The organism is Aeromonas sp. 102P (assembly GCF_051920345.1).
Taxonomy (GTDB): Bacteria; Pseudomonadota; Gammaproteobacteria; order Enterobacterales; family Aeromonadaceae; genus Aeromonas; species Aeromonas veronii.
Window position 1 is genome coordinate 1,603,209 of sequence record NZ_JBQBCZ010000001.1, and the last position, 21,456, is coordinate 1,624,664.

At 51.6% G+C, this 21,456-nt stretch carries 19 protein-coding genes; 9 read left to right on the forward strand and 10 right to left on the reverse strand.

Going from position 1 to position 21,456, the window contains the following annotated elements; all coding sequences use genetic code 11:
- Positions 1-42 precede the first annotated feature (42 nt).
- The 4 genes from caiB (at position 43) to caiE (ending at position 4,320) form a co-directional block, all read left to right on the forward strand.
- A complete protein-coding gene (caiB, locus tag ACTG1K_RS07765) occupies positions 43-1,260 on the forward strand; it encodes an L-carnitine CoA-transferase (RefSeq protein ID WP_201952408.1) in 1,218 nt (405 codons plus the stop codon).
- Between the two features lie 63 nt (positions 1,261-1,323).
- Positions 1,324-2,877: a crotonobetaine/carnitine-CoA ligase gene (caiC, locus tag ACTG1K_RS07770; RefSeq protein ID WP_440005046.1), complete on the forward strand. Its 1,554-nt coding sequence runs from the start codon at positions 1,324-1,326 to the stop codon at positions 2,875-2,877.
- 57 nt (positions 2,878-2,934) lie between these two features.
- The gene (caiD, locus tag ACTG1K_RS07775; RefSeq protein ID WP_201952403.1) at positions 2,935-3,720 is read left to right on the forward strand and encodes a crotonobetainyl-CoA hydratase; all 786 of its coding nucleotides are present in this window, start codon (positions 2,935-2,937) and stop codon (positions 3,718-3,720) included.
- Between the two features lie 6 nt (positions 3,721-3,726).
- A complete protein-coding gene (gene caiE, locus ACTG1K_RS07780) occupies positions 3,727-4,320 on the forward strand; it encodes a carnitine operon protein CaiE (RefSeq protein ID WP_201952400.1) in 594 nt (197 codons plus the stop codon).
- A gap of 44 nt (positions 4,321-4,364) precedes the next feature.
- On the opposite strand, the gene caiF is transcribed toward caiE, so the two are convergent.
- Positions 4,365-4,760: a carnitine metabolism transcriptional regulator CaiF gene (gene caiF, locus ACTG1K_RS07785; protein WP_201952398.1), complete on the reverse strand. Its 396-nt coding sequence runs from the start codon at positions 4,758-4,760 to the stop codon at positions 4,365-4,367.
- Positions 4,761-5,118: 358 nt separating this feature from the next.
- Complete coding sequence (locus ACTG1K_RS07790) at positions 5,119-5,286, reverse strand: hypothetical protein (RefSeq protein ID WP_440005047.1); 168 nt, start codon at positions 5,284-5,286, stop codon at positions 5,119-5,121.
- Between the two features lie 82 nt (positions 5,287-5,368).
- Between ACTG1K_RS07790 and ACTG1K_RS07795 the strand changes: the two genes are divergently transcribed.
- On the forward strand, positions 5,369-6,511 hold the full coding sequence (locus ACTG1K_RS07795) for an IS4-like element ISAs18 family transposase (RefSeq protein ID WP_041204923.1): 1,143 nt from the start codon (positions 5,369-5,371) through the stop codon (positions 6,509-6,511).
- Here the strand turns inward: ACTG1K_RS07795 and ACTG1K_RS07800 are convergent.
- The 7 genes from ACTG1K_RS07800 to umuD form a co-directional block, all read right to left on the reverse strand.
- Positions 6,482-8,023 (reverse strand): FGGY-family carbohydrate kinase, encoded by a 1,542-nt coding sequence (locus tag ACTG1K_RS07800; RefSeq protein ID WP_440005048.1) that lies wholly within the window; start codon positions 8,021-8,023, stop codon positions 6,482-6,484. The genes ACTG1K_RS07795 and ACTG1K_RS07800 overlap by 30 nt on opposite strands.
- A 9-nt stretch (positions 8,024-8,032) precedes the next feature.
- Positions 8,033-8,992 carry an ABC transporter permease gene (locus tag ACTG1K_RS07805; protein ID WP_139437192.1) on the reverse strand — a complete coding sequence of 320 codons (960 nt, stop codon included), beginning with the start codon at positions 8,990-8,992 and terminating at the stop codon, positions 8,033-8,035.
- A complete protein-coding gene (locus tag ACTG1K_RS07810) occupies positions 8,992-9,975 on the reverse strand; it encodes an ABC transporter permease (RefSeq protein WP_201952392.1) in 984 nt (327 codons plus the stop codon). Before ACTG1K_RS07810 ends, ACTG1K_RS07805 begins: the two co-directional genes overlap by 1 nt.
- Entirely contained in the window at positions 9,968-11,464 is a 1,497-nt protein-coding gene (locus tag ACTG1K_RS07815; RefSeq protein WP_201952388.1) for a sugar ABC transporter ATP-binding protein, read from the reverse strand. Before ACTG1K_RS07815 ends, ACTG1K_RS07810 begins: the two co-directional genes overlap by 8 nt.
- A gap of 97 nt (positions 11,465-11,561) precedes the next feature.
- Positions 11,562-12,536, reverse strand: a complete 975-nt coding sequence (locus ACTG1K_RS07820; RefSeq protein ID WP_201952386.1) for an autoinducer 2 ABC transporter substrate-binding protein — start codon at positions 12,534-12,536, stop codon at positions 11,562-11,564.
- Positions 12,537-13,186: 650 nt separating this feature from the next.
- The gene (gene umuC, locus ACTG1K_RS07825; protein ID WP_440005049.1) at positions 13,187-14,446 is read right to left on the reverse strand and encodes a translesion error-prone DNA polymerase V subunit UmuC; all 1,260 of its coding nucleotides are present in this window, start codon (positions 14,444-14,446) and stop codon (positions 13,187-13,189) included.
- Positions 14,427-14,870: a translesion error-prone DNA polymerase V autoproteolytic subunit gene (umuD, locus tag ACTG1K_RS07830; RefSeq protein WP_201952371.1), complete on the reverse strand. Its 444-nt coding sequence runs from the start codon at positions 14,868-14,870 to the stop codon at positions 14,427-14,429. Before umuD ends, umuC begins: the two co-directional genes overlap by 20 nt.
- A gap of 116 nt (positions 14,871-14,986) precedes the next feature.
- Between umuD and ACTG1K_RS07835 the strand changes: the two genes are divergently transcribed.
- Positions 14,987-15,175 carry a DUF3283 family protein gene (locus ACTG1K_RS07835; RefSeq protein WP_094697154.1) on the forward strand — a complete coding sequence of 63 codons (189 nt, stop codon included), beginning with the start codon at positions 14,987-14,989 and terminating at the stop codon, positions 15,173-15,175.
- Positions 15,176-15,219: 44 nt separating this feature from the next.
- On the opposite strand, the gene ACTG1K_RS07840 is transcribed toward ACTG1K_RS07835, so the two are convergent.
- Complete coding sequence (locus ACTG1K_RS07840) at positions 15,220-16,137, reverse strand: WYL domain-containing protein (protein WP_201952368.1); 918 nt, start codon at positions 16,135-16,137, stop codon at positions 15,220-15,222.
- A 142-nt stretch (positions 16,138-16,279) separates the two neighbouring features.
- Between ACTG1K_RS07840 and cas3 the strand changes: the two genes are divergently transcribed.
- From cas3 to cas8c, 3 genes are read left to right on the forward strand one after another with little or no spacing between them, the layout of a single operon-like run.
- Positions 16,280-18,823, forward strand: coding sequence for a CRISPR-associated helicase Cas3' (cas3, locus tag ACTG1K_RS07845; RefSeq protein ID WP_440005050.1), 2,544 nt, complete (start codon positions 16,280-16,282; stop codon positions 18,821-18,823).
- Positions 18,813-19,541: a type I-C CRISPR-associated protein Cas5c gene (cas5c, locus tag ACTG1K_RS07850; protein ID WP_042081052.1), complete on the forward strand. Its 729-nt coding sequence runs from the start codon at positions 18,813-18,815 to the stop codon at positions 19,539-19,541. The genes cas3 and cas5c overlap by 11 nt, the downstream gene beginning before the upstream one ends.
- Entirely contained in the window at positions 19,538-21,454 is a 1,917-nt protein-coding gene (cas8c, locus tag ACTG1K_RS07855; RefSeq protein ID WP_440005051.1) for a type I-C CRISPR-associated protein Cas8c/Csd1, read from the forward strand. Before cas5c ends, cas8c begins: the two co-directional genes overlap by 4 nt.
- Positions 21,455-21,456: the final 2 nt, after the last annotated feature.

Sequence of the window (21,456 nt, forward strand, 5' to 3'; positions counted from 1 at the left end):
CTTCGCTTATCCGGCCTACAACTAACTGCCAGGAGCTAAATTATGGACCATTTACCTATGCCTGCGTTTGGGCCACTTGCCGGGGTTCGGGTTGTCTTTTCAGGGATCGAAATCGCCGGACCGTTCGCCGGGCAGATGTTTGCCGAATGGGGCGCTGAGGTTATCTGGATTGAAAACGTCGCCTGGGCCGATACCATCCGCGTGCAGCCCAACTACCCGCAGCTCTCACGCCGCAACCTGCACGCCCTGTCGCTCAATATTTTCAAAGATGAAGGCCGGGAAGCGTTTCTGAAGCTAATGGAAACCACCGATATTTTTATTGAAGCAAGTAAGGGCCCGGCCTTTGCCCGCCGAGGTATCACCGATGAAGTACTATGGGAACATAATCCGAAATTGGTTATCGCCCACCTTTCCGGCTTCGGCCAGTTTGGTACCGAGGAGTACACCAATCTTCCGGCGTACAACACCATCGCCCAGGCGTTCAGCGGCTATCTGATTCAAAACGGTGACGTTGACCAGCCGATGCCAGCCTTCCCGTACACCGCCGATTACTTCTCAGGCATGACCGCTACCACCTCGGCCCTGGCTGCACTGTATAAAGTGCGCGAAACAGGTAAAGGTGAAAGTATTGATATTGCCATGTACGAAGTGATGCTGCGTATGGGCCAGTACTTCATGATGGATTACTTCAACGGCGGTGAAATTTGCCCACGTATGACCAAAGGCAAAGACCCCTACTACGCCGGTTGCGGTCTGTATAAATGCGCTGACGGTTACATCGTGATGGAGTTGGTCGGTATTACGCAAATCAACGAATGCTTCAAGGATATTGGTCTGGCGCACATCCTCGGTACGCCTGAAGTCCCGGAAGGCACGCAGCTTATCCATCGCGTTGAATGTCCATACGGTCCGTTAGTCGAAGAGAAACTGGATGCCTGGCTGGCAACGCACACCATCGTCGAAGTCCAGGCGCGCTTTGCGGAGTTGAATATCGCCTGCGCGAAAGTTCTGACGATTCCAGAACTGGAAGGCAACCCGCAGTACGTTGCCCGTGAATCTATCACTCAGTGGCAAACGATGGACGGTCGCACCTGCAAAGGGCCAAACATCATGCCGAAATTTAAAAACAACCCGGGGAAAATCTGGCGTGGCATGCCATCACACGGCATGGATACCGCCGCCATTCTGAAAAATATTGGTTATAGCGAAGCAGACATAAATGAGCTGGTCGGCAAAGGCCTGGCCAGAGTTGAGGAATAAACGCGATGCGCTGATCGGCTTTGCTGGTTGGCGCTCACGCCTGATTTAAGCGGATAAGATAAAATGGATATCGTTGGCGGACAAAACTTACGTCAGATGTGGGACGACTTGGCAGGGGTGTACGGAGATAAAACGGCGCTTATTTTCGAATCCTGCGAAGGAAACGTTCGACAGTTTAGCTATGCCTCACTTAATGAAGAGATTAACCGCACGGCAAATCTTTTCCATTCATTGGGTATATGCAAAGCCGATAAGGTTGCATTGCATCTGGATAACTGCCCAGAATTCATTTTTTGCTGGTTTGGACTGGCAAAAATTGGCGCCGTGATGGTACCGATTAATGCCCGCTTGCTGGGGGAAGAAAGCGCCTGGATCTTGCAAAACAGTCAGGTCAGCTTGCTGGTTACCAGCGCCCAGTTTTATCCTATGTACCGCCAGATAAAACAGGAAAATACCACACCTCTTAATCACATCTGTCTGATTGGCGAGCAGCTTCCGGTTGATGACGGAGTGAGTCACTTTACCCAACAGCAAGCTCGCCAGTCGGCCACGCTGTGCTATACGCCAGCGTTATCCACTGACGATACGGCGGAAATTCTGTTTACTTCGGGCACTACCTCACGGCCTAAAGGGGTGGTTATTACCCACTACAACCTGCGTTTTGCGGGCTACTACTCTGCTTGGCAAATCGCACTGCGTGATGATGACGTATACATGACGGTGATGCCTGCTTTTCATATCGACTGTCAGTGTACGGCTGCAATGCCCGCATTCTCCGCTGGCTGCACTTTTGTGCTGTTAGAGAAGTACAGCGCCAGGGCATTTTGGGATCAGGTGCGCAAATATCAGGCGACGGTGACGGAGTGCATTCCGATGATGATCCGCACGCTGATGGTGCAACCCGCAAGCCCAACGGACAAACAGCACAATCTGCGCGAAGTGATGTTCTATCTCAATTTATCGGAACAGGAAAAAGACGACTTTATCGCACGCTTTGGCGTCAGGCTGCTGACCTCCTACGGTATGACCGAAACCATCGTGGGTATTATTGGCGATCGCCCAGGGGACAAGCGGCGCTGGCCCTCCATTGGTCGCGTGGGCTTTAGCTATGAAGCCGAAATCCGCGACGATCAAAACCGTCCTTTGCCTGCAGGAGAAATTGGCGAAATCTGTATTAAAGGTGTACCTGGAAAAACGATTTTTAAAGAGTACTACGCACAGCCGCAAGCCACCGCCAAAGCGCTGGAACCTGAGGGGTGGTTACATACCGGTGATTCCGGTTACCAAGATGAAGAGGGCTTTTTCTATTTTGTCGACCGCCGCTGCAACATGATTAAACGCGGTGGGGAAAATGTTTCCTGTGTCGAACTGGAAAATATTATCTCTGCTCATCCTAAAATTCAGGACATTGTCATTGTCGGTATTAAAGACGCTATCCGCGATGAAGCAATTAAAGCATTCATCGTCCTGAATGAAGGTGAAACATTAAGCGAGATGGAATTCTTCAGTTTCTGCGAATGCAATATGGCGAAATTTAAGGTTCCCTCTTTTATGGAGATAAGAGCCGATCTGCCGCGTAATTGTTCAGGGAAAATAATCAAAAAAAATCTGAAATAAACTCACTTGCAGGAATTACTCCTGCCGGTAAACCTATTTTTTTTTTGGAGATGAACTATGAGTGAATCATTACATCTGACCCGCAACGGCCCGATTCTGGAAATTACATTAGATCGCCCAAAAGCGAATGCCATTGACGCCAAAACCAGTTTTGCCATGGGCGAGGCTTTTCTTAATTTTCGTGACGATCCGGACTTGCGCGTAGCGATCATCACCGGCAGCGGTGAGAAATTCTTTTCCGCAGGCTGGGACTTAAAAGCGGCGGCAGAAGGTGAAGCGCCGGATGCCGACTTTGGTCCCGGCGGCTTTGCCGGTTTAACCGAGATTTTCGACCTCGACAAGCCGGTCATTGCGGCAGTAAACGGCTATGCTTTCGGCGGCGGATTCGAGCTGGCACTGGCGGCAGACTTTATCGTCTGCGCGGAAAACGCCAGCTTTGCGTTACCGGAAGCGAAACTCGGTATCGTGCCAGACAGCGGCGGCGTACTGCGCCTGCCCAAACTGTTGCCGCCTGCTATCGTCAACGAAATGGTGATGACCGGCAGACGGATGAGCGCCGAAGAAGCGCTGCGCTGGGGGATTGTGAACCGTGTCGTCAGCCAGTCTGAACTGATGGACAGCGCCCACGAACTGGCGCAGCAGTTGGTGAATAGCGCCCCGCTGGCTATCGCTGCGCTGAAAGAGATTTACCGTGCAACCAGCGAAATGCCGGTAGAAGAAGGTTACCGTTTCATCCGGAGCGGCGCGCTGAAACATTACCCGGCAGTGCTGCACTCGGAAGATGCGCTTGAAGGTCCGCAGGCGTTTGCCGAAAAACGCGATCCAGTGTGGAAAGGACGCTGATATCTCATGAGCTATTACGCCTTTGAAGGCCTGATTCCGGTGGTACATCCGGATGCCTATGTCCATCCCAGTGCCGTGCTGATTGGCGATGTCATTGTGGGGGCCGGTGTTTATATTGGTCCGCACGCGTCATTGCGCGGTGACTATGGTCGCCTGATCCTGGAAGCGGGTTCAAATCTGCAGGATGGCTGTATAATGCACGGCTACTGCGATACTGACACCATCGTACACGAAAATGGACACATCGGGCATGGCGCAATCCTACATGGTTGCGTGGTTGGCAGGGATGCGCTGGTTGGCATGAATAGCGTCATTATGGATGGTGCAGTGATTGGCGAAGAGAGCATTGTCGCCGCCATGAGCTTTGTCAAAGCTGCATTTCAGGGAGAGGCAAGGCAGTTGCTGGTTGGCTCACCAGCTCGCGTACTGCGTGAAGTCACGGACTTGGAACTGCACTGGAAACGGTTAAACACTAAAGAGTATCAGGGGCTTGCAATCCGATGCCGGACAGGTCTACACGAAACGCAGCCCTTAACGCAGGTCGAAGAAAATCGCCCGCGTCAGAAAGGCACGACGGACGTAAAGCCAAAATCAGCATAGTGATTTATGCCGGATGGCGCTTACGCTTATCCGGCAAATCAACGTTATCGTCGCATGCTCTTGGAGAGCATCATTTGCCATTTCTGCTCACGGTTTAGCTCTGTTGGGGGGACGGCAGATAGTCGTGGCGTTTTTGCCACATTTACTTTTTGTTCCTGAGACTTATGATTCAAGCGGCTGTATAAATGAGAATCAATACTAACAACTTTCACCAGCCGCTGGCACTGACAGCCCCGACCTGCAATCTGATTGGGGATCATCTTAACCTCACAAACAATTTCTCCCACTTCTGACAGAATATAGGAGAGTGTATTAATCGCTTTGCAGTGCTCCATATCAAAATGACGGGAAATCTCCTTTGCCGTGATCCAGCGTTTCTCAGCCATCATCCAATCGGCAATTAACAAATAAAGCGGTTTTTCGACATATTTTGCATACATAAGCACACCATTTTACAAGTTAAAAATTTGGCTACGGCCTGTCCAAATAAATAAAAATTAAGCTATATTAAGTTTTTGAATATAAATAATAATATGAAATTCCAAAGTTGATTAGTGTGAGCTATATCGTGTTTATTACATTGAATATGTGGTTGCGAAACTGTATTTGACCAAGAATGGTTCATCGTTGCCTCTCTCGGCTACGGATGCCGTGCATCCATTAATGCCCGCAGTTGTAAAGGCGATATAGATAGCAAGTGGTAAAAACTACTGTAGATGACAGGGTTGTCAGCATAAAAGTATAAAAGCAGCAAAGTGGCAGATACCGCTTTGCTGCTTAGCTTTACGTGGGTGTTCCTCAGAAGTCGGCCATCATCGATTTATAGTGACGATCATCTTCATACATCTGCTGGAACACGCTGTACTTGGCATCGTAATAACGCTTGATCTTGGTAGCCTGCGGCGTAACGGTCTTGCCGATACGGCTCATTCCATTCATAGCGTCAGGGATATCGGTCTTAACCATCCCCTCATATGAGCGAGGCGTGGCGCGGCTTCTGAGGTATGATCGCCATCCTTGACCAGCTAATACCCAACAGACTATCCCCATGTTTAACCACGAACTAATCCTCAACCACATCGACGATATATTTGGACAGGACATGCATGCTAAGCGTGTTCTTTCCCTCGCCAATGCTACCCTCGGGGTTATCGAGTCAGGTTCACTGGCCATCCACGCCATCGGTAGTGGCCTCTCCTTGGCCAACGGTCTCGAACGTAAACATGCGGTTAAACAGGTGGATCGCCTGCTCACTAACACCAAGCTCAATGTCTGGAGCCTCTTTGACGATTGGGTGCCCTATGTGGTCGGTGAACGTACCGAGATCGTAGTCTCCATGGACTGGACCGAATTCGATGCCGATGATCACAGTACCTTGGTTATCAGCCTGCAAACCAACCACGGTCGCAGTACTCCGCTGCTGTGGAAAACCCATCGGAAATCGTTGCTCAAAGGGCAACGCAATGCCCATGAGAAAGAGCTGCTCACCAAGCTCAAGCAGACGTTGCCAGAGGGTATCTTCGTGACGGTAGTAGCTGACCGCGGCTTTGGTTACATGGAGCTGTTCGAACGCCTGGAGCAAGAGCTAGGCTTTGCTTATCTCATTAGATTTAAAGGAAATGTTTTGGTTGGTTACCCTGGTGTAGAGCAGGTTCCAGCTCGGGACTGGCTAACGCCGACCGGGCGCACCCGAACCCTCAAAGCGGTGGAGCTAACTGGGCAGCGACAGCCTGTCGAACGGGTCTATTGTTGTCATAAGAGTGGCATGAAAGACGCGTGGTTTCTGGCCAGTAACCGGACCGACCTGAGCGCCGCCAAGGCGTTGCAACTATACGGCCAGCGCTGGGGTATCGAGACCAGTTTTCGTGATATCAAAGATTACAAATTCGGCATGGGTATGGGAGATGTGCACATCAGTAATCCGGTCCGGCGCGACCGACTGTTTTTATTCAGTGCCCTGGCCATCGTCTTGCTGACGCTGCTGGGTAAGGCTGGAGACAGTGTCGGTCTAGAGAGAACGATCAAGGTCAATACCAGCAAGAGCCGAACCTATTCGTTCTTTCGGCAAGGGGTCATCTATTACCAGTTGCTACCTAAAATGAAAGAAGCCAATGCGGTCTTGTTGATGGATAAATTTATCTACTACCTGAAGCAACACCGCTTATATACCCGCACACTTGGAATTATTTGAGTCTCTAAAAATGAGGGGATCTCTGAGGATATCGGTATAAAAGCCTGCCGCAACAGCCCCCAACATGGCTGAGCCCAACAATACAGCTTCACTTTCTTCAGGTAGCAACATGGCACAGCCAGTCGCATTTGCGTGCTCTTGGATGAATACCGGGTTTTTGGTGCCACCACCGCAACCCATGATGGTATCGATCTCGTACCCAGCTGCATTTTTGACTTCAATGATGTGTCGTGTACCTAAGGCAATGGCTTGAATGGTGGCCAGATATTGCAGTGCCATATCCTCGAGAGTCCGGTTCATAGTTAACCCCGTCATGGACCCCGTCAGATGCGGGTTAGCTCGGGGTGAGCGGTTTCCATGGAAATAGGGCAAGACATGGCGGTCCTTGGTCAGGAAGGCAATGTCCTCCTTGTTGCCAGCAAGACTAAGCAGTTGGTCATTCAACAGTTCATAGATAGTTAGGCCTGCGGCTTCGGCTTGTGTGAGGGCCTGCTCATGATAGGGATGAGCGGTAATCATGTGGTCGATGAGCGCACCGGTAGCAGACTGACCGCCCTCATTGAGCCAATAACCCGGGATCATTGCACTGTAATAGGCACCCCAAATACCGTCGATAAAACGTGCCGTTTTAGATACTGCCATGTGGCAAGAAGAGGTGCCCCCGATCAATGCCAGACGTTTATTAAAGTCAGCAGCCTCCCCAGTCATTCCAGCAGCCCCCAAAACGCCGATACCACCAGCATGAGCATCAATGATGGAGGTGCCAACCCGGGTGCCGATCACCAGCCCCAACTCTTGGGCCGCCTGTCGTGTCAGGCCGTTACCCACGGGCTGTCCCATAGGAAGAATGTCAGAGCCAATGGAACGGGCGTCATGTTGTAGCAAATCCGCTAGGCCGATAGATTCAAAGAATCCTTTATCCCATTTTCCTTCATGCCCTCTGTAGGTCCATTTGCATACTGTTGAGCATAAGGAGCGACTATTATCGCCAGTGGCCTTCCAAGTGAGAAAATCGGGCAGATCGAAGAAATAGCCAGCCTTTGACCAAGTGGATGACATATTTTCTTTCAGCCACAACAACTTTGGTGTCTGCATTTCGGGGGAGATGGTATTCCCGACGAAGGCAAGTACCGAGTGCTTACCGGCGTTGATTCGGTCAGCTTGAGCGATGGCACGATGATCCATCCACATAATGATGTTCTGTTCGCGACGACCAGTAGGACTTACTGTCAGTGGATGGCCTTGCTGGTCCAGGACTACCAGGGAGCAAGTGGCATCGAAACCAACTCCTTTGACCTGAATAGGTTCAATGTTGGCTTGGGAGACTGCGTCACGCACTGCCATACAGACACATTGCCAAATATCATCGGACGACTGTTCAACGAAATTAGCCTTGGGTTTGAAGATCTGAATATTGCGTTTAGCCTCACCCACCTTACGGCCATAAATATCAAATACTCCAGCCCGAGCACTGCCGCTACCGACGTCCACACCGATAAAAAAACTGCTCATAATTGGTTCCTATGCTTTGTATTTTTGCAGGGCGATGAAAAGAATGAGGATGCCCCCCCACAGTGCCATGGTCAGATAACTGGACACCCCAAGCAGGTTGAGACCACTCTCGAGAGTCTGTAATACAGCCAAGGCCAGGCAGATGCCGATAATGCGACCAAATCCCCCATCTGGATTGATCCCCCCCAGTACGGAGGCAAGGATGGCGACTAGCAGGTATGATTCGCCATAGCCTGCTTTGGCAGAGTTAAACTTGGCCATCATGATCAGGGCTGCCACCCAGCACAGGATCGAAGAGACCATATAGACATACATCAGGGATTTTTGGGTATTGATGCCGGAAAAGCGGCTGGCTTTTTCATTGGAGCCGATCAGATAAATCGCCCTGCCCAGAGGGGTGTGTTCCAGCATTGCCCACAGTCCCAAGGCAAACAGGCCAAACAACACCAGTGGCATGGGAACCCCGAGCACATTTCCATTGCCCAGTGCCAACAAAGCATCAGGGAATCCGGAGATCACGCTGCCTCCGGAGATCAGCACGTTCAGGCCGTTGATAAAGGTCATCATGCCCAGAGTGGCAAGGATAGGAGAGACGCCCACATAGGCAATCAGGAAACCATTGGCCAGTCCTACTACAACCGCGGTAGCGAAACCTGCAGCCAGTGCGGTTATCAGTACTAAATAGCTGTCTGGGCTTTGGGTGATTACGCTGGCCATCACTAATGCGCAAGCATTCGTGGTTGCGATAATTGAGAGGTTGATCCCTCCGGTCAGCATACACACCATCATAGCCAGTGCCAGTATGCCCAGCAGTGGCATTTGGGATGACATGGACTGTAGATTTGCCAAGGAAAAAAAGGCACTACCTGAACTAACAGCCATCAGAACCAGAATGGCAACCATGATCACCAGTAAGTAGCGGATGTTTCTGTCAGTCGGCAGTTTTAAGGTATTAATTAGCGTGTCCATCAAGCCTCCTGCTTCGCTTGCTGTTTTTCATTCAGTGCAGTAATGCTGATACTCAAAAGGATGATTAGACCTGTGACCACCGTATGCCAGTAGGAAGGTACACCCAAGAGCGTTAACCCATTCTTGAGGATCGCCAGCAATGCCACGCCCAGGATAACGCCGAGCAAGGAGCCTTTTCCGCCAGTCATGCTGGCCCCACCCAATACCACTGCGGCCAATACAGTTAACTCAAACCCCATTAGCGAGTTAGGTGCTACTGACTGCGTAATTTGGGTCTGTACCACAGCAGCAATGCCAGCCAAGGCGCCCATATAGCCATAAACAAACAAATTAAGACCGAACAAATTGATGCCAACGCGACCAGCCGCATCACTATTACCACCCATCGCATAGATCTGGCGACCAATTCGGGTTTTATTCATAAGCAAAGAGGTCAATGCTACGGAGGCAAGCAGCACCATGATTGGGAGGTTAAGTCCATAATCATAGCCATCACTACCGCTAAAACTAAGCACTTCAGCCCCTTCCATAAACCAGTCAGGAAAACCATAGAGCCATTCGCCATTACTGAAGTAAATCAGCAAGCCAAAATAGACATTTAGCATTGCTATAGTGATGATAATTGCGGGGACCTTGAGCCGATAAACTAAGGTCGCGTTAAGGATGCCCAGCGCTATCCCAACTGCTGCTGCGATAGCAAAGGCTATAACGAAATTTCCGCCATTGGCGAGGATATAGCTGGCCATCACATACTGGGAAATAGCTGCAGTTGCAGGGAAAGAAATATCAATTCCTCCTGCGATCAAAACAACAAACAATCCACAAGCCATGATGCAAAGAATGGCTGAGCTGACCGTCATATCAAAAATATTACCCAGAGTCATAAAGTCTGTTGTCGTGGCACTCAGGCCAATAATCAACACAATGATCAGCAGTGCCAGATAAAACTCGTGGTGCTTGATATAATTTTTAATATTAAGCATTAACCGCCTCCATAATTTCTAATTCGGTACAGCAGGAGGGTTTAAACTCATGAGTAAAATAACCTTCTTTCATCACAATAACTCTGTGGCTGTTGTAATAAACCTCGGGGATTTCATCGCTGACCATTAGTATTGCCATGCCTTGAGCAGCCAGATCTTTGGCAATTTGATAGATACTCTCCTTATTAGCGATATCGACACCGACTGTCGGTGAATCCAAGATCAGTATCTGAGGATCTGCAGCAATCCACTTAGCAATAGCGATACGCTGTGCATTCCCGCCAGAAAGGCTGGTAACAGGCAGTGCGGGATCTGCGACTTTAATCGCCAGGGAAGTGATGAGTCTACTGACCAAGGATTTGGCTTTGTCATGATCTAGTAAACCGTTGTTTGATAGCTTGGATAGAACTGTTGCAGTGGTATTATCGGCGATGCTTTGGGCCATCACCAGTCCTGTAGACATACGATCTTCGGACACATAGCCGATCCCCTTGGCAATTGCATCCCGGTTGTTGTTGAAACAAACCGGTTCTCCGTTGACGGCAATAGTGCCACTATCAGGACGAGTCATGCCAAATAGTGAGAGACACAGTTCGCTACGCCCCGAGCCTAAAAGGCCGGTAATAGAGACGATTTCCCCTGCGCGCAATGTGAGATCGATATTGTGATATTGCCCTTTTTTTGACAGTTGGTTTATTGATAGACGGATATCACTGTCATCTGCTTTGGCAGTGAAGTCACCTATAGGCGTGAACTCGAAGCGTTGGCCAGTCATCAGAAAAGCCAATTCATCGCTATTCACCTCATCAGCACCGAAGGTCCCAACAGTTTCGCCATCACGGATAACTGTAATTCGATCAGAGATCTCCATCACCTCATCGAGCTTGTGGCTTACAAAAACGACGGTAATCCCTCTGGATTTAAGATCCACCACAACCTTTATAAGGTTGTTCACTTCGCTACGGGTCAGTGAGGCGGTAGGTTCATCCATGATCACAAGTTTTGCATCAGCAGCCATGGCACGACAGATGGCGACCAACTGGCACTGTGCGATAGAGAGTTGTTCCACCCGTTTATCCAGTGGCAGGTCAACCCCCACTATTTTCATTGCGCGTTTGGCAATCTCCTTTAGCCGAACTGTACTGACAAACCCCTTGTACCACGGAATGTGGTCCTGCATAGCGATGTTCTCAAATACAGTAAGGTTCGGGAAAAGAGATAGATCTTGATAAATAACCTGAACCCCATGTTCGAGCGACTCTTGGGGAGTTAGACGACTGTATGACTTACCCTCGATAATTATACTGGCGCCTTTTTCTGGCGCGTGAACGCCAGAGATAACCTTGAATAGAGTGCTCTTGCCACAGCCATTTTTTCCTGCCAAACAGTGTACTTCGCCACGATTGAAGCTGATATTTACATTGCTCAGAGCTTTTACAGAACCAAAATGTTTTGAGACGTTTTTGAGGGTAATGAATTCGTTGGACATAAATATCCTGCCAGGTAACCAGATGTGCGGCCACAGGCCTCTAAAAATGGTGAGTCAGGTGTAGAGTTATACTGACTCACCATAAGGGATAGTGGACTTAGAATCCCAAGCTGCTTGCGTTAGTTTTATCTACTTCTAAGATCTTGTTAAATTTGATGACTTTAGTCTCTGCGTTTACTTCAGCCTTGCCCAGATTCTGGATTTCTAGCCCACCTTTAATTTCTTTACCATCAAGCATCATTTTGGCAACGGAAACTAATGCATAACCAGCATCTGCAGGATCCCATAAGAAACCTTTATCAATTTCCCCACGGATCAGATAAGGAGCCGCTTGGCTTGGCATCAAGATACCTACCGCGCTTATCTTATCTTTGGCGCGTTTCTTTTTGAGCGCCTCACCGGCACCGATCAGCCCTAAAGAACCGTAAGAAACAATCCCCTTCATATCTGGGTGAGCTTTCATTAAGTCATTAGTCGTGGCATAAGAAGCATCCACACTTTCGGCGACAGGCATACGGCTAGTCACCTCATGCATCTCAGGATAAACCTGTTTCTGGTACGCAATGGCGAGGTCTGCCCAGTTGTTATGCAGTGGTACAGTCAAGGAGCCGACATACACTACATAGCCTCCTTTTTTACCCATATGCTTGGCTAGTTCATCCATTGTTGCCTTGGCATATACGGTGTTGTCCAAGGTCTCGATGTCCCAGTCGGCGTTGTGCTTATCAGGAGACTCGTGAGTTAATACTACAATCCCTTTTTCTCGAGCTTTCTTAAATACAGGTTCTAATACTGTAACGTCGTTAGGGACAACAGTGATTGCATCAACACCTTTGGCAATTAAATCTTCAATTATTTTTACCTGCTGAGCAGGATCTGGCGTTGAAGGTCCTACTTGACGGGCATTCACCCCTAAGTCATTAGCCGCCAGCTCAATCCCTTTGTTCATCTGGTTGAACCATGGGATCCCGGACACCTTCACTACGTTAACGATCTCGTACTCTTTGGCCATCACGCCGGCAGATAGCATTGCCAGAGAGAGTGCACCGACTTTGAAAATGGAATGTTTCACCTTGGCTCACCTTTTTGGACGTAGGGGGAGAGTGCTGGTATTCATCCTACCTAGCTGTGCCAATATAAAATTTGCAATATACGAAATCCCTCCATCGCTCAAAAACTGTGAGCTACGCACAAAAACGTTTATTTATGTAACTGATATTGTTAATTTTTCGTTTCCATTGAGTAATGTGGTAAGTTAACCACTAAAAGCACACTAAAGAGAAGCAATTTAGATGCAAATAAATCACACCACCTTAACGTGTGTTTTTTGTCACTAACCAGAATCAGTAAGTTGCAGTGAGTTCAATCGCTGTAAAATGTTAAAAATTGAACATCCGTCACAAATAAAGCATATTGATCAGAGGTGTTAAGTTATTATTTTTTATTTGTCACCTATAAAGCAGTGGCTTGGGGTGGGTATTTAGTCGATGTTGTTTTTATATTGCGTAATTAAATTACGGGACTAATGTCGAGTCAGCGTGCTCAACGTGGTTTATCTTTAGGGGGATCTTTCGAGGTGAGCGGTTAATGTAATGGCACCCTTGGTGAATCAGGCGTCCCGACTGAACTGAGGATGCGTTTATGGCAAGCGACGGTTTTGATCTACAGCAACCTAGTGTCATCACTTGGGTTGACTCAACCTCAGGTCTGCGAACTCAGGGACTACCTCGCTACCGGCAGGTCCTCCCAGCGGGTGGTATAACAGGGGCTCAGGTGCTCTTGTCGCATCATCCACTCAGCTGACCCCATGCCTTGGCTGGCAAAGCCTACTCGCCCCAATCCCTTGGCTTTGATCTGGTCCATCACTGCCATCAGCGCATCCGATTGAGCGGACTGCGGGGCAAACAGATCGGCCTGTTGCTGCCCCTTGGGAGTGAATTCGCTCAGCATGACCCCGCCTTTCTGATAGCGGTAACCGTCGCGCCAAATCTGCGGTAGCAGCACGTTCACTTGCTGCAGCAGCAACCGGGTATCATCGCTAGGGCAGACCAGCCGAACGCCAGCCTGCTCACTGTAGTAAGGCGCACGTTCGTCAAAGGGGCTGCTCCGCACGAACAGGTGCACCCGCTGGCAACACATCCCCTCGGCCCGCAACTTCTCGGCTGCGCGAGCCATAAAGCCTGACAACGCTTGGGCCATTTCCCCACGCTCTGTCACGCGCTCACCAAAGGAACGGCTCGAGAGGATCTGCTGCTTCGCCACCGGTTCAACGGTCAGCTCTGCGCAAGGCAAGCCACGCAGCTCCTGTACGATCCGCTCGACCACCACGCCGTATTGGGCGCGCAACCCTTTGGCATCACTGGCCACTAAGTCAGCCACGGTGTTGATGCCTTGTGCCACCAACTTGGCCCCCAAGCGCCGTCCTATGCCCCACACCTCATCCACCGGGGTAATCGCCATCAGCCGGGCGCGGCGCAGCTCGTCACGCAAATCCACAACACCGCCAGTGGCAGGCCACTTCTTGGCTGCATAGTTGGCCAGCTTGGCGAGGGTCTTGGTGGGGCCGATCCCGACCCCTACCGTTAGGCCGGTCCACTGCCACACTCGCTGCCGGATCTGTTGTCCATAAGCTGTCAGGTCCCCGGCAAACGACTCCGACAACGCCATGAACGCTTCATCGATGGAGTAGACCTCAAGCTCGGGGGCCATGGTCTCCAACGTGCTCATCACCCTGCCAGACATGTCTCCATAGAGCGCGTAGTTGGAGCTGAATGCCACACCGCCATGCGCCTCCAACTGCTCGCGGATCTTGAAGTAGGGCCCGGCCATCTTGATACCCATCGCCTTGGCTTCAGGGCTGCGCGACACCACGCATCCATCGTTGTTGGAGAGCACCACGATCGGGCGGCCACGCAGCTCAGGGCGAAACAGCCGCTCACAGCTGGCGTAGAAGTTGTTTACATCAACGAGCGCTATAGCCATCACGCTGCCTCAGATTGCCAATCACATGGGTGACCACTCCGAACAACTCCAAAGAGAGGCTCATACAAGGGTCGATAGGCGCGAACGCCGGATTGGCTGGCAACAGCCGCAACCTCGGCTTGAGCTGCAAGGTCTTTACCGTGAAGCCGCCATCGAGTAGTGCAATCACCACATCACCATGGCGCGGGGTGAGGCTCTTATCGACCACCAGCAAGTCACCGGGAAAGATGCCGACCCCGGTCATGCTCTCCCCCTCGGCACGCAGATAGAAGGTTGCTGCAGGGTGCGCCACGCAGTGGGAGTTGAGGTCCAACTTCCCTTCCAGATAGTCGCTGGCTGGGCTGGGAAAGCCGCAAGAGGCGCGGTGCAAGAACAGCGGGATGGTCACATCGGCGGGTGATGGGTCTGGGGTTAACAGCTTCATGGTAACAACGCCTGTATTTATATACAGGCATTATAGCGCACCACCTTTGAACCAGCGCAAGTCCCGCATGCCAGTGATGGCGTACCATGACGCCAACAAATAACAAAGAGGTCAGTATGAGTCACAATCTGTGTGCCCTACCGAAAGAGCAGCAAGAACGGGTCGAGGTCGAGAAGGCCGCCGCATATGCGGTATGGAAGGAGCGCAACGGTCACTTGGCCAGCGCAGAAAGCGAAGCAAGCCAGCATAAGGGTGAGCTGAGCAGCTACTTTCTTGAGCAAGTAAGTAGGTACAAGCGGGGCTAGCCTTCCTGTAGCCATGTTTTTATTCTGGGAACACCCTAAGTACCTTAATTCTCGCGCAAATCCGGGCTTCGTAGCTTGAAGATGCAGCCCTTGGCTACCAACTCGTCCCGGTTTGCCAGCACCAGCGGGTAGAGCAGCGGATGCTGTTCATGATCGCCGTTATAACTCACTTGCATGCGCTCCAGCACGTAATGCATCAAAGGGATGCGCTGGTTGAGCAGTAGTTTGCCATCTGGCATGGCATAGTCACTGGCAATGATGGCCTGTTGTCCTGCGCTGAGGGTTGGATTGGGTATGACCACCGCAGTGACCTGGGTGTTCCACTCAAGATCCTTATCCCGGCCGTGAGGGGAGGTATCCAGTAGCTCAGGTTCCCCACGAAACCGGCTCATCACAAAATCCAGATACACCCCTTTCTTCTCGCAGTAAGCGCGAACGTGCCAGCGGATCCCGTCATAGACCAGGGTATGGGGCACGATATTGCGGCCGCTCTGCTCCTCTGAGCTGAGGGATACGTAATCGACATCGACCCGCAACTGACCGCGAGCCGCTTGCACCAGACCCCGCACAATCTTGGGGTCGATATGGCGGTTGGGCACATCCAGGATCTCGATATGGCCGTAGCGCAAATCCATCAGCGGCAGGGTCAACAGCCCCGCTTCATGTTGGCGTTGGTGCTGCTTTTCACGGTGCAACAGCATCAGGTATTCGTCCACCTTGCCTTCACTAAAGCGGGGCACAAATTGCGCGGTAGGTTTGTACCCTTTCAGGCGTCGGTCATAGGCCAGCCCTTCAGGGGCGTAGTCACTCATATAGCGATTGATGTCTCGCGAGGCTTGCTGGCGGCCGATATTGAAGGCGGTTGTCAGGTGATTGGTGGTCAGCCGTCCTTCCCATTGCAACACGATCTCCAACAGGCGAAAGCGCAGGGTTTGATCCCAGGTGAGTTCGTTGGCGGGCATATGTGCTCCAAAATGCGACATGTGCATTTATACACCCGTTTAGGATGTAATGAATACTCTGTATGATGGCCTCACTAGAAACTTGTTCTTTTTAATCAACAGCTTCAGCAACGAGTAGTTATTTGTAGATCATGAGGATCCCATGCATAGCGAGCAATCCCTTTTTAACAAGAGGCAGTCAATGGATCCTCTGACTGTTAAACCAGCGATGGCTCATTACCGAAAGCGTGACAATACAACGCATTTGGTCGGTGAACATCTGTGGAGCGTGGGGTTACTAGCTGCCGGATTTGCCGGGAAGTTGAATATTGCTCTGGCAGGTGAGTTGATTGGGTTATTGCATGACATTGGCAAGTACAGCCAAGAGTTTCAGGATTATATCCAATCCGCACTTGGTCTAGTGAATTGTGACGAAGATGACTATGTGGATGCTGATGCCCAGCGTGGCAAAGTAGATCACTCTAGCGCAGGAGCGCAGTACATTTGGCGAGCTTTGTCCGAAAGGGGGGGGCTGGAGTCCCTCTTTGCTCAAGTACTTGCCCTTTGCGTGGCATCGCATCACTCCGGCCTGATTGATTGCTTGGATGTGGAAGGTGAAGACAACTTCTCCCGTCGAATGAACAAGGCTAAGGACAAGACACACCTGGATGAAGTGTGTCGCGCCGCTGATACCGAGATCATGGCGCGGATCGATGAACTGCTGGGTATGCCCGAACTGTTTACAGAACTGCGCAACAGCATCGGCAACATCTTTGCCAAAAACCGTGAGCCCCACAAAGGGAAGCTCCGAAACGCCCACCAACAAATCGGGCTGGCAGTGCGCTACCTGTTCAGTTGCCTGATCGACGCAGACCGGATAGACACCGCCGATTTCGAACACCAGCGAGTCAAACTGTTCCGTCCGAACGGCGACTACGCCAAATGGCCAGCGTTGATTACTCGGTTGGAACGCAAGCTCTCGGCCATGTTACCCACACGGCCTATCGACCATTTGCGCAGGGACATTTCGCAGCACTGCCTTGATGCCGCAACACGGCCCGGCGGTACCTATACGCTGACCGTTCCAACGGGTGGTGGCAAAACGCTAGCCAGCCTGCGTTTTGCGCTCCATCACGCACAACAGCGCAAGCTTGATCGGATCATCTATGTTATCCCCTTCACATCGATCATCGAGCAGAATGCGCAAGTCGTTCGTGACATCCTTGAACCTGCAGATGCACCGGAAGATCACGGGAAAATAGTGCTGGAACATCACAGCAGCGTCACGCCTGAGCAACAGACTTGGCGCGAGAAGATCCTGTGCGAGAACTGGGACGCCCCCGTGGTTTACACCACCATGGTGCAACTTCTGGAGGCCTTGTTCGGGGCAGGAACCCGTGGCGCCCGGCGCATGCACCAGCTCGCCAATACAGTGCTGATCTTCGATGAAGTGCAGACCCTGCCCATCAAATGCACCCACCTATTCAATAACGCCATCAACTTTCTTACCGAACAGTGCAATAGCACCGTTGTGCTTTGCACCGCCACGCAACCATTGCTTCACAAGGTGGCTGTGGAAAAAGGTGCGATCCGGCTGGCGGCACAGCACGAAATCATGCCGGATGTGCACAAGCTCTTTGCCGATCTGAAGCGCGTCGATGTGCGCGACCAACGTAAACCGGGTGGCTGGAGCGTGGTTGAGGTAGCACAGCTCGCGCTGGATGAGCTGAGGCGTGCAGGCAGCAGCCTTGTCATCGTTAATACCAAGCGTGCCGCGCAAGAAGTCTTCGAGCTCTGCCACACGCAGCTAGAGCAGGGACAGGCTTTCCATCTCAGCACCGATATGTGCCCGGCCCATCGTAAGGATGAGCTTGCCAACGTTCGGGCTCGTCTGGCGGAAGGCTTACCGACCCTGTGCGTCGGCACGCAACTGATCGAGGCGGGCGTGGATGTCGATTTTGGTGTGGTCATCCGCTATCTCGCAGGTCTGGATTCTATTGCGCAAGCGGCCGGCCGCTGCAATCGAAATGGTCGGCCAGAGCCAGGCATTGTCCATATCGTCAACCCTCGACCCGAAGACGAAAAACTGACCTGGTTGCCGGACATTGCCAAGGGGCGCGACGTCGCATTGCGGCTGCTGGATGACTATGCCGTTGTCCCCGCACGTTACGCCGACAACCTGTTCGGGCCTGCGGCACTGAGCGACTTCTATCAGTACTACTTTTTCGAGCGTCAGAAAGAAATGGACTACAGTGTCTCGGCCTCTGCACTGGGGCGTGATGACTCCATCGCTAACCTGTTGGCTGAAAACTCGGGAGCCGATGCCGACTGCCGTCGCAAATACGGAAAAACGCCTGAGCGTATGCTGAATCAGTCTTTCATGGCGGCAGCCAAAGCCTTTAAGGCCATCGACGCTCCAACGCAAGGAGTCGTTGTGCCCTATGGCCCGGAAGGTATAGATATCATCGCGAAGTTGCATGCCTCTTTTGACGTGGAATTGGATGTGCCGCTGCTACGCCGCGCTCAGCAATTTACGGTCAACGTCTTCCCCAACGTGTTTGAGCAACTCGTGAAGGCTGGGGCCGTTCATTCGGCCGACCCCAACAAACAGGCTCGTATCCTGACCCTCGATCCTCGTTATTACAGCCCACAGTTCGGGATCTCAACCGAACCCGTATCCACGATGGAGGCGCTTTATGTCGACTGAGCATCGCAACAGCATTGAATTCAGGGTGTGGGGGCGTTATGCCCTGTTCACCGATCCACTCACCAAGGTAGGTGGCGAGAAGTTTTCGTACCAGGTGCCGACGTATGAAGCACTGAAAGGCATCTGTAAATCCATCTACTGGAAGCCGACGCTGGTCTGGGTCATCGACGAAGTGCGCGTGATGAAGCGCATCCGCACCCAGACCAAGGGCACTAAGCCGCAGGAGTACAGTGGCGGGAATACGCTGGCGATCTACACCTTTTTGGCCGATGTGGAGTATCAAGTTCGCGCCCATTTCGAATGGAATACAGCGCGCCCTGAACTCGAAGCCGACCGCAACGAGCACAAGCACCACAACATCGCCCGACGCATGCTGGAGCGCGGCGGTCGGCAGGATATTTTCCTTGGCACTCGTGACTGCCAGGGCTATGTCGAACCCTGTGAATTTGGATCGGGAGCCAGTGAACTAGATAGTGCTGGCGAGTTGGCGCTGGGCCTGATGTTTCATGGTTTCGACTACCCCGACGAAGTCGGTGGTGATGCGCTCCATGCGCGCTTCGCCCGTATCGTGATGCGTGACGGCGTGATCCGCTTCGACCGGCCTGAGCAATGTTCCGTTAGAAAGCGCGTGCGGGCGATGAGCGTGAAGACTTTTGGGTTGAGTGAAACAGTGCGTGCGGCAGATGAGGAATGGGTTGAACTGGAGAAGCAGGCATGAGCTGGATTCAGAAGCTGTATGAAACTTACGATGCTTGCGTAGGTAGGGAGCCGGAGGGTGCTGAACCTTTGATGCCGATTTGTCATACCACACAACAGGTGCAAATCGAAGTTGTCCTGGATCAAGACGGCGTTTTCAGAAGGGCATCTGTTATAGACAAGGGAGCTGCGACCACGATGATTCCTTGTACTGAGTCGTCTGGTGGGCGTGCTGGATCCAAGCCAGTCAATCACCCTTTCGCGGACAAACTGCAATATGTCGCCGGGGATTTTCTACGGTTCGGCGGGAAGGTCACTTCCGGATTCGCAGCCAAACCGGATGAGCCACACGTTTCGCTCTTAAAGGATTTGCGGGCATGGGCAGAATCGCCATATTCCCATCCCAAGCTAAAAGCAGTTCTTAAGTATTTGGAACGCGGAACCTTGGTTTCTGATCTGGTTTCAGCAGGAGTTCTTCCGATCCATTCTGATGGCATGCTGATGAAATCTTGGCAGGGTGACAAAGATGCTGCCCCTGCCATTTTTAAAGTGATCCAGGCGACACAAACGCCTGAAGATGCTTTTGTTCGCTGGCGCGTCGAAGAAATCGGCAATCCTGTGTCGGCCACATGGGAAGATGCGGAACTGATCTCTGCTTGGGTCAAGCATTACCAAAGTACGCAGAGCATGCGGGGATACTGCATGGCAGCCGGTACTGAAATGGCACTGGCCGTTCAGCACCCCGCAAAACTCAGGCATGGCGGTGACAAGGCCAAGCTGATTTCATCAAACGACACGGCTGGCTACACATTTAGGGGCAGATTTCTCGGCGCTGATGAGGCCGTTTCGGTGGGATTTGAGGTCACACAAAAAGCACACAACGCGTTGCGCTGGCTGATCCCACGACAAGGTTCGCGCAATAGCGAGCAAGTGATTGTGAGCTGGGCCGTGACGGGGCAGCCTGTACCAGATCCTTTTGCCAGCACTCTGGATCTTTTCGGTATTGAGCCTGTCGAAACCTCAATGGCCACTGGCCATGCCGACACAGCCCAGTCGTTTGCTCTGCGGCTTAAACGCGCAATAGCAGGCTACGGCACCAAGCTTGAGCCCAGTACCGATATCGTTGTCATGGGCATTGACTCAGCGACACCTGGACGCATGGGTATCACCTTCTACCGCGAGTTGAAAGGCTCTGAATTCCTGAATCGTATCGAGGCTTGGCATGCAAATAGCGCATGGCCACAGTATTTCGGTAAGGACAGGAAGTTCATAGGCGCGCCCGCGCCACGAGATATTGCCGAAGCGGCTTATGGTCGCAGGCTGGATGACAAGCTGAGCAAAGCCACTGTCGAGAGACTGTTACCTTGCATTATTGATGGTTCGCAACTGCCGCGGGATCTCGTTGAGACGACAACACGACGTGCCAGCAATCGGGTTGGTTTCAAAGAGCATTGGGAATGGGAAAAGTGCTTGGGTATCGCCTGTGCGCTTTTCAGGGGGCATAACAAACAAAGGAATTACCAAATGGCACTAGAGCAAGACCGAATTACCCGCGATTATCTCTATGGTCGCCTGTTGGCTGTGGCCGAAAATATTGAAAGCCGGGCGCTGTTCGTAGCTGGTGAAAAGCGTGACACCATGGCTGCGCGGTTGATGCAGCGCTTTGCTGACCGGCCCTATTCCACATGGAAAACGATAGAGCTGTCACTTTCATCCTACAAGACCCGTTTGCGCACCCAAAGGGCGGGTTTCTTGTATGCCATGGAAAAATTGCTGGATGAAGTAATGGGGCTTTTCCAGAGTGAGGACTTCACCAAAGACTCGCAACTTACTGGCGAATTTCTCCTGGGGTATCACTGCCAGCGGCAAGCGCTGCGCTCTGGCGATGCCGCTAGTGCCGAAGAACAATCCACCGAAGAAACCGTAGCCGGCTAAGG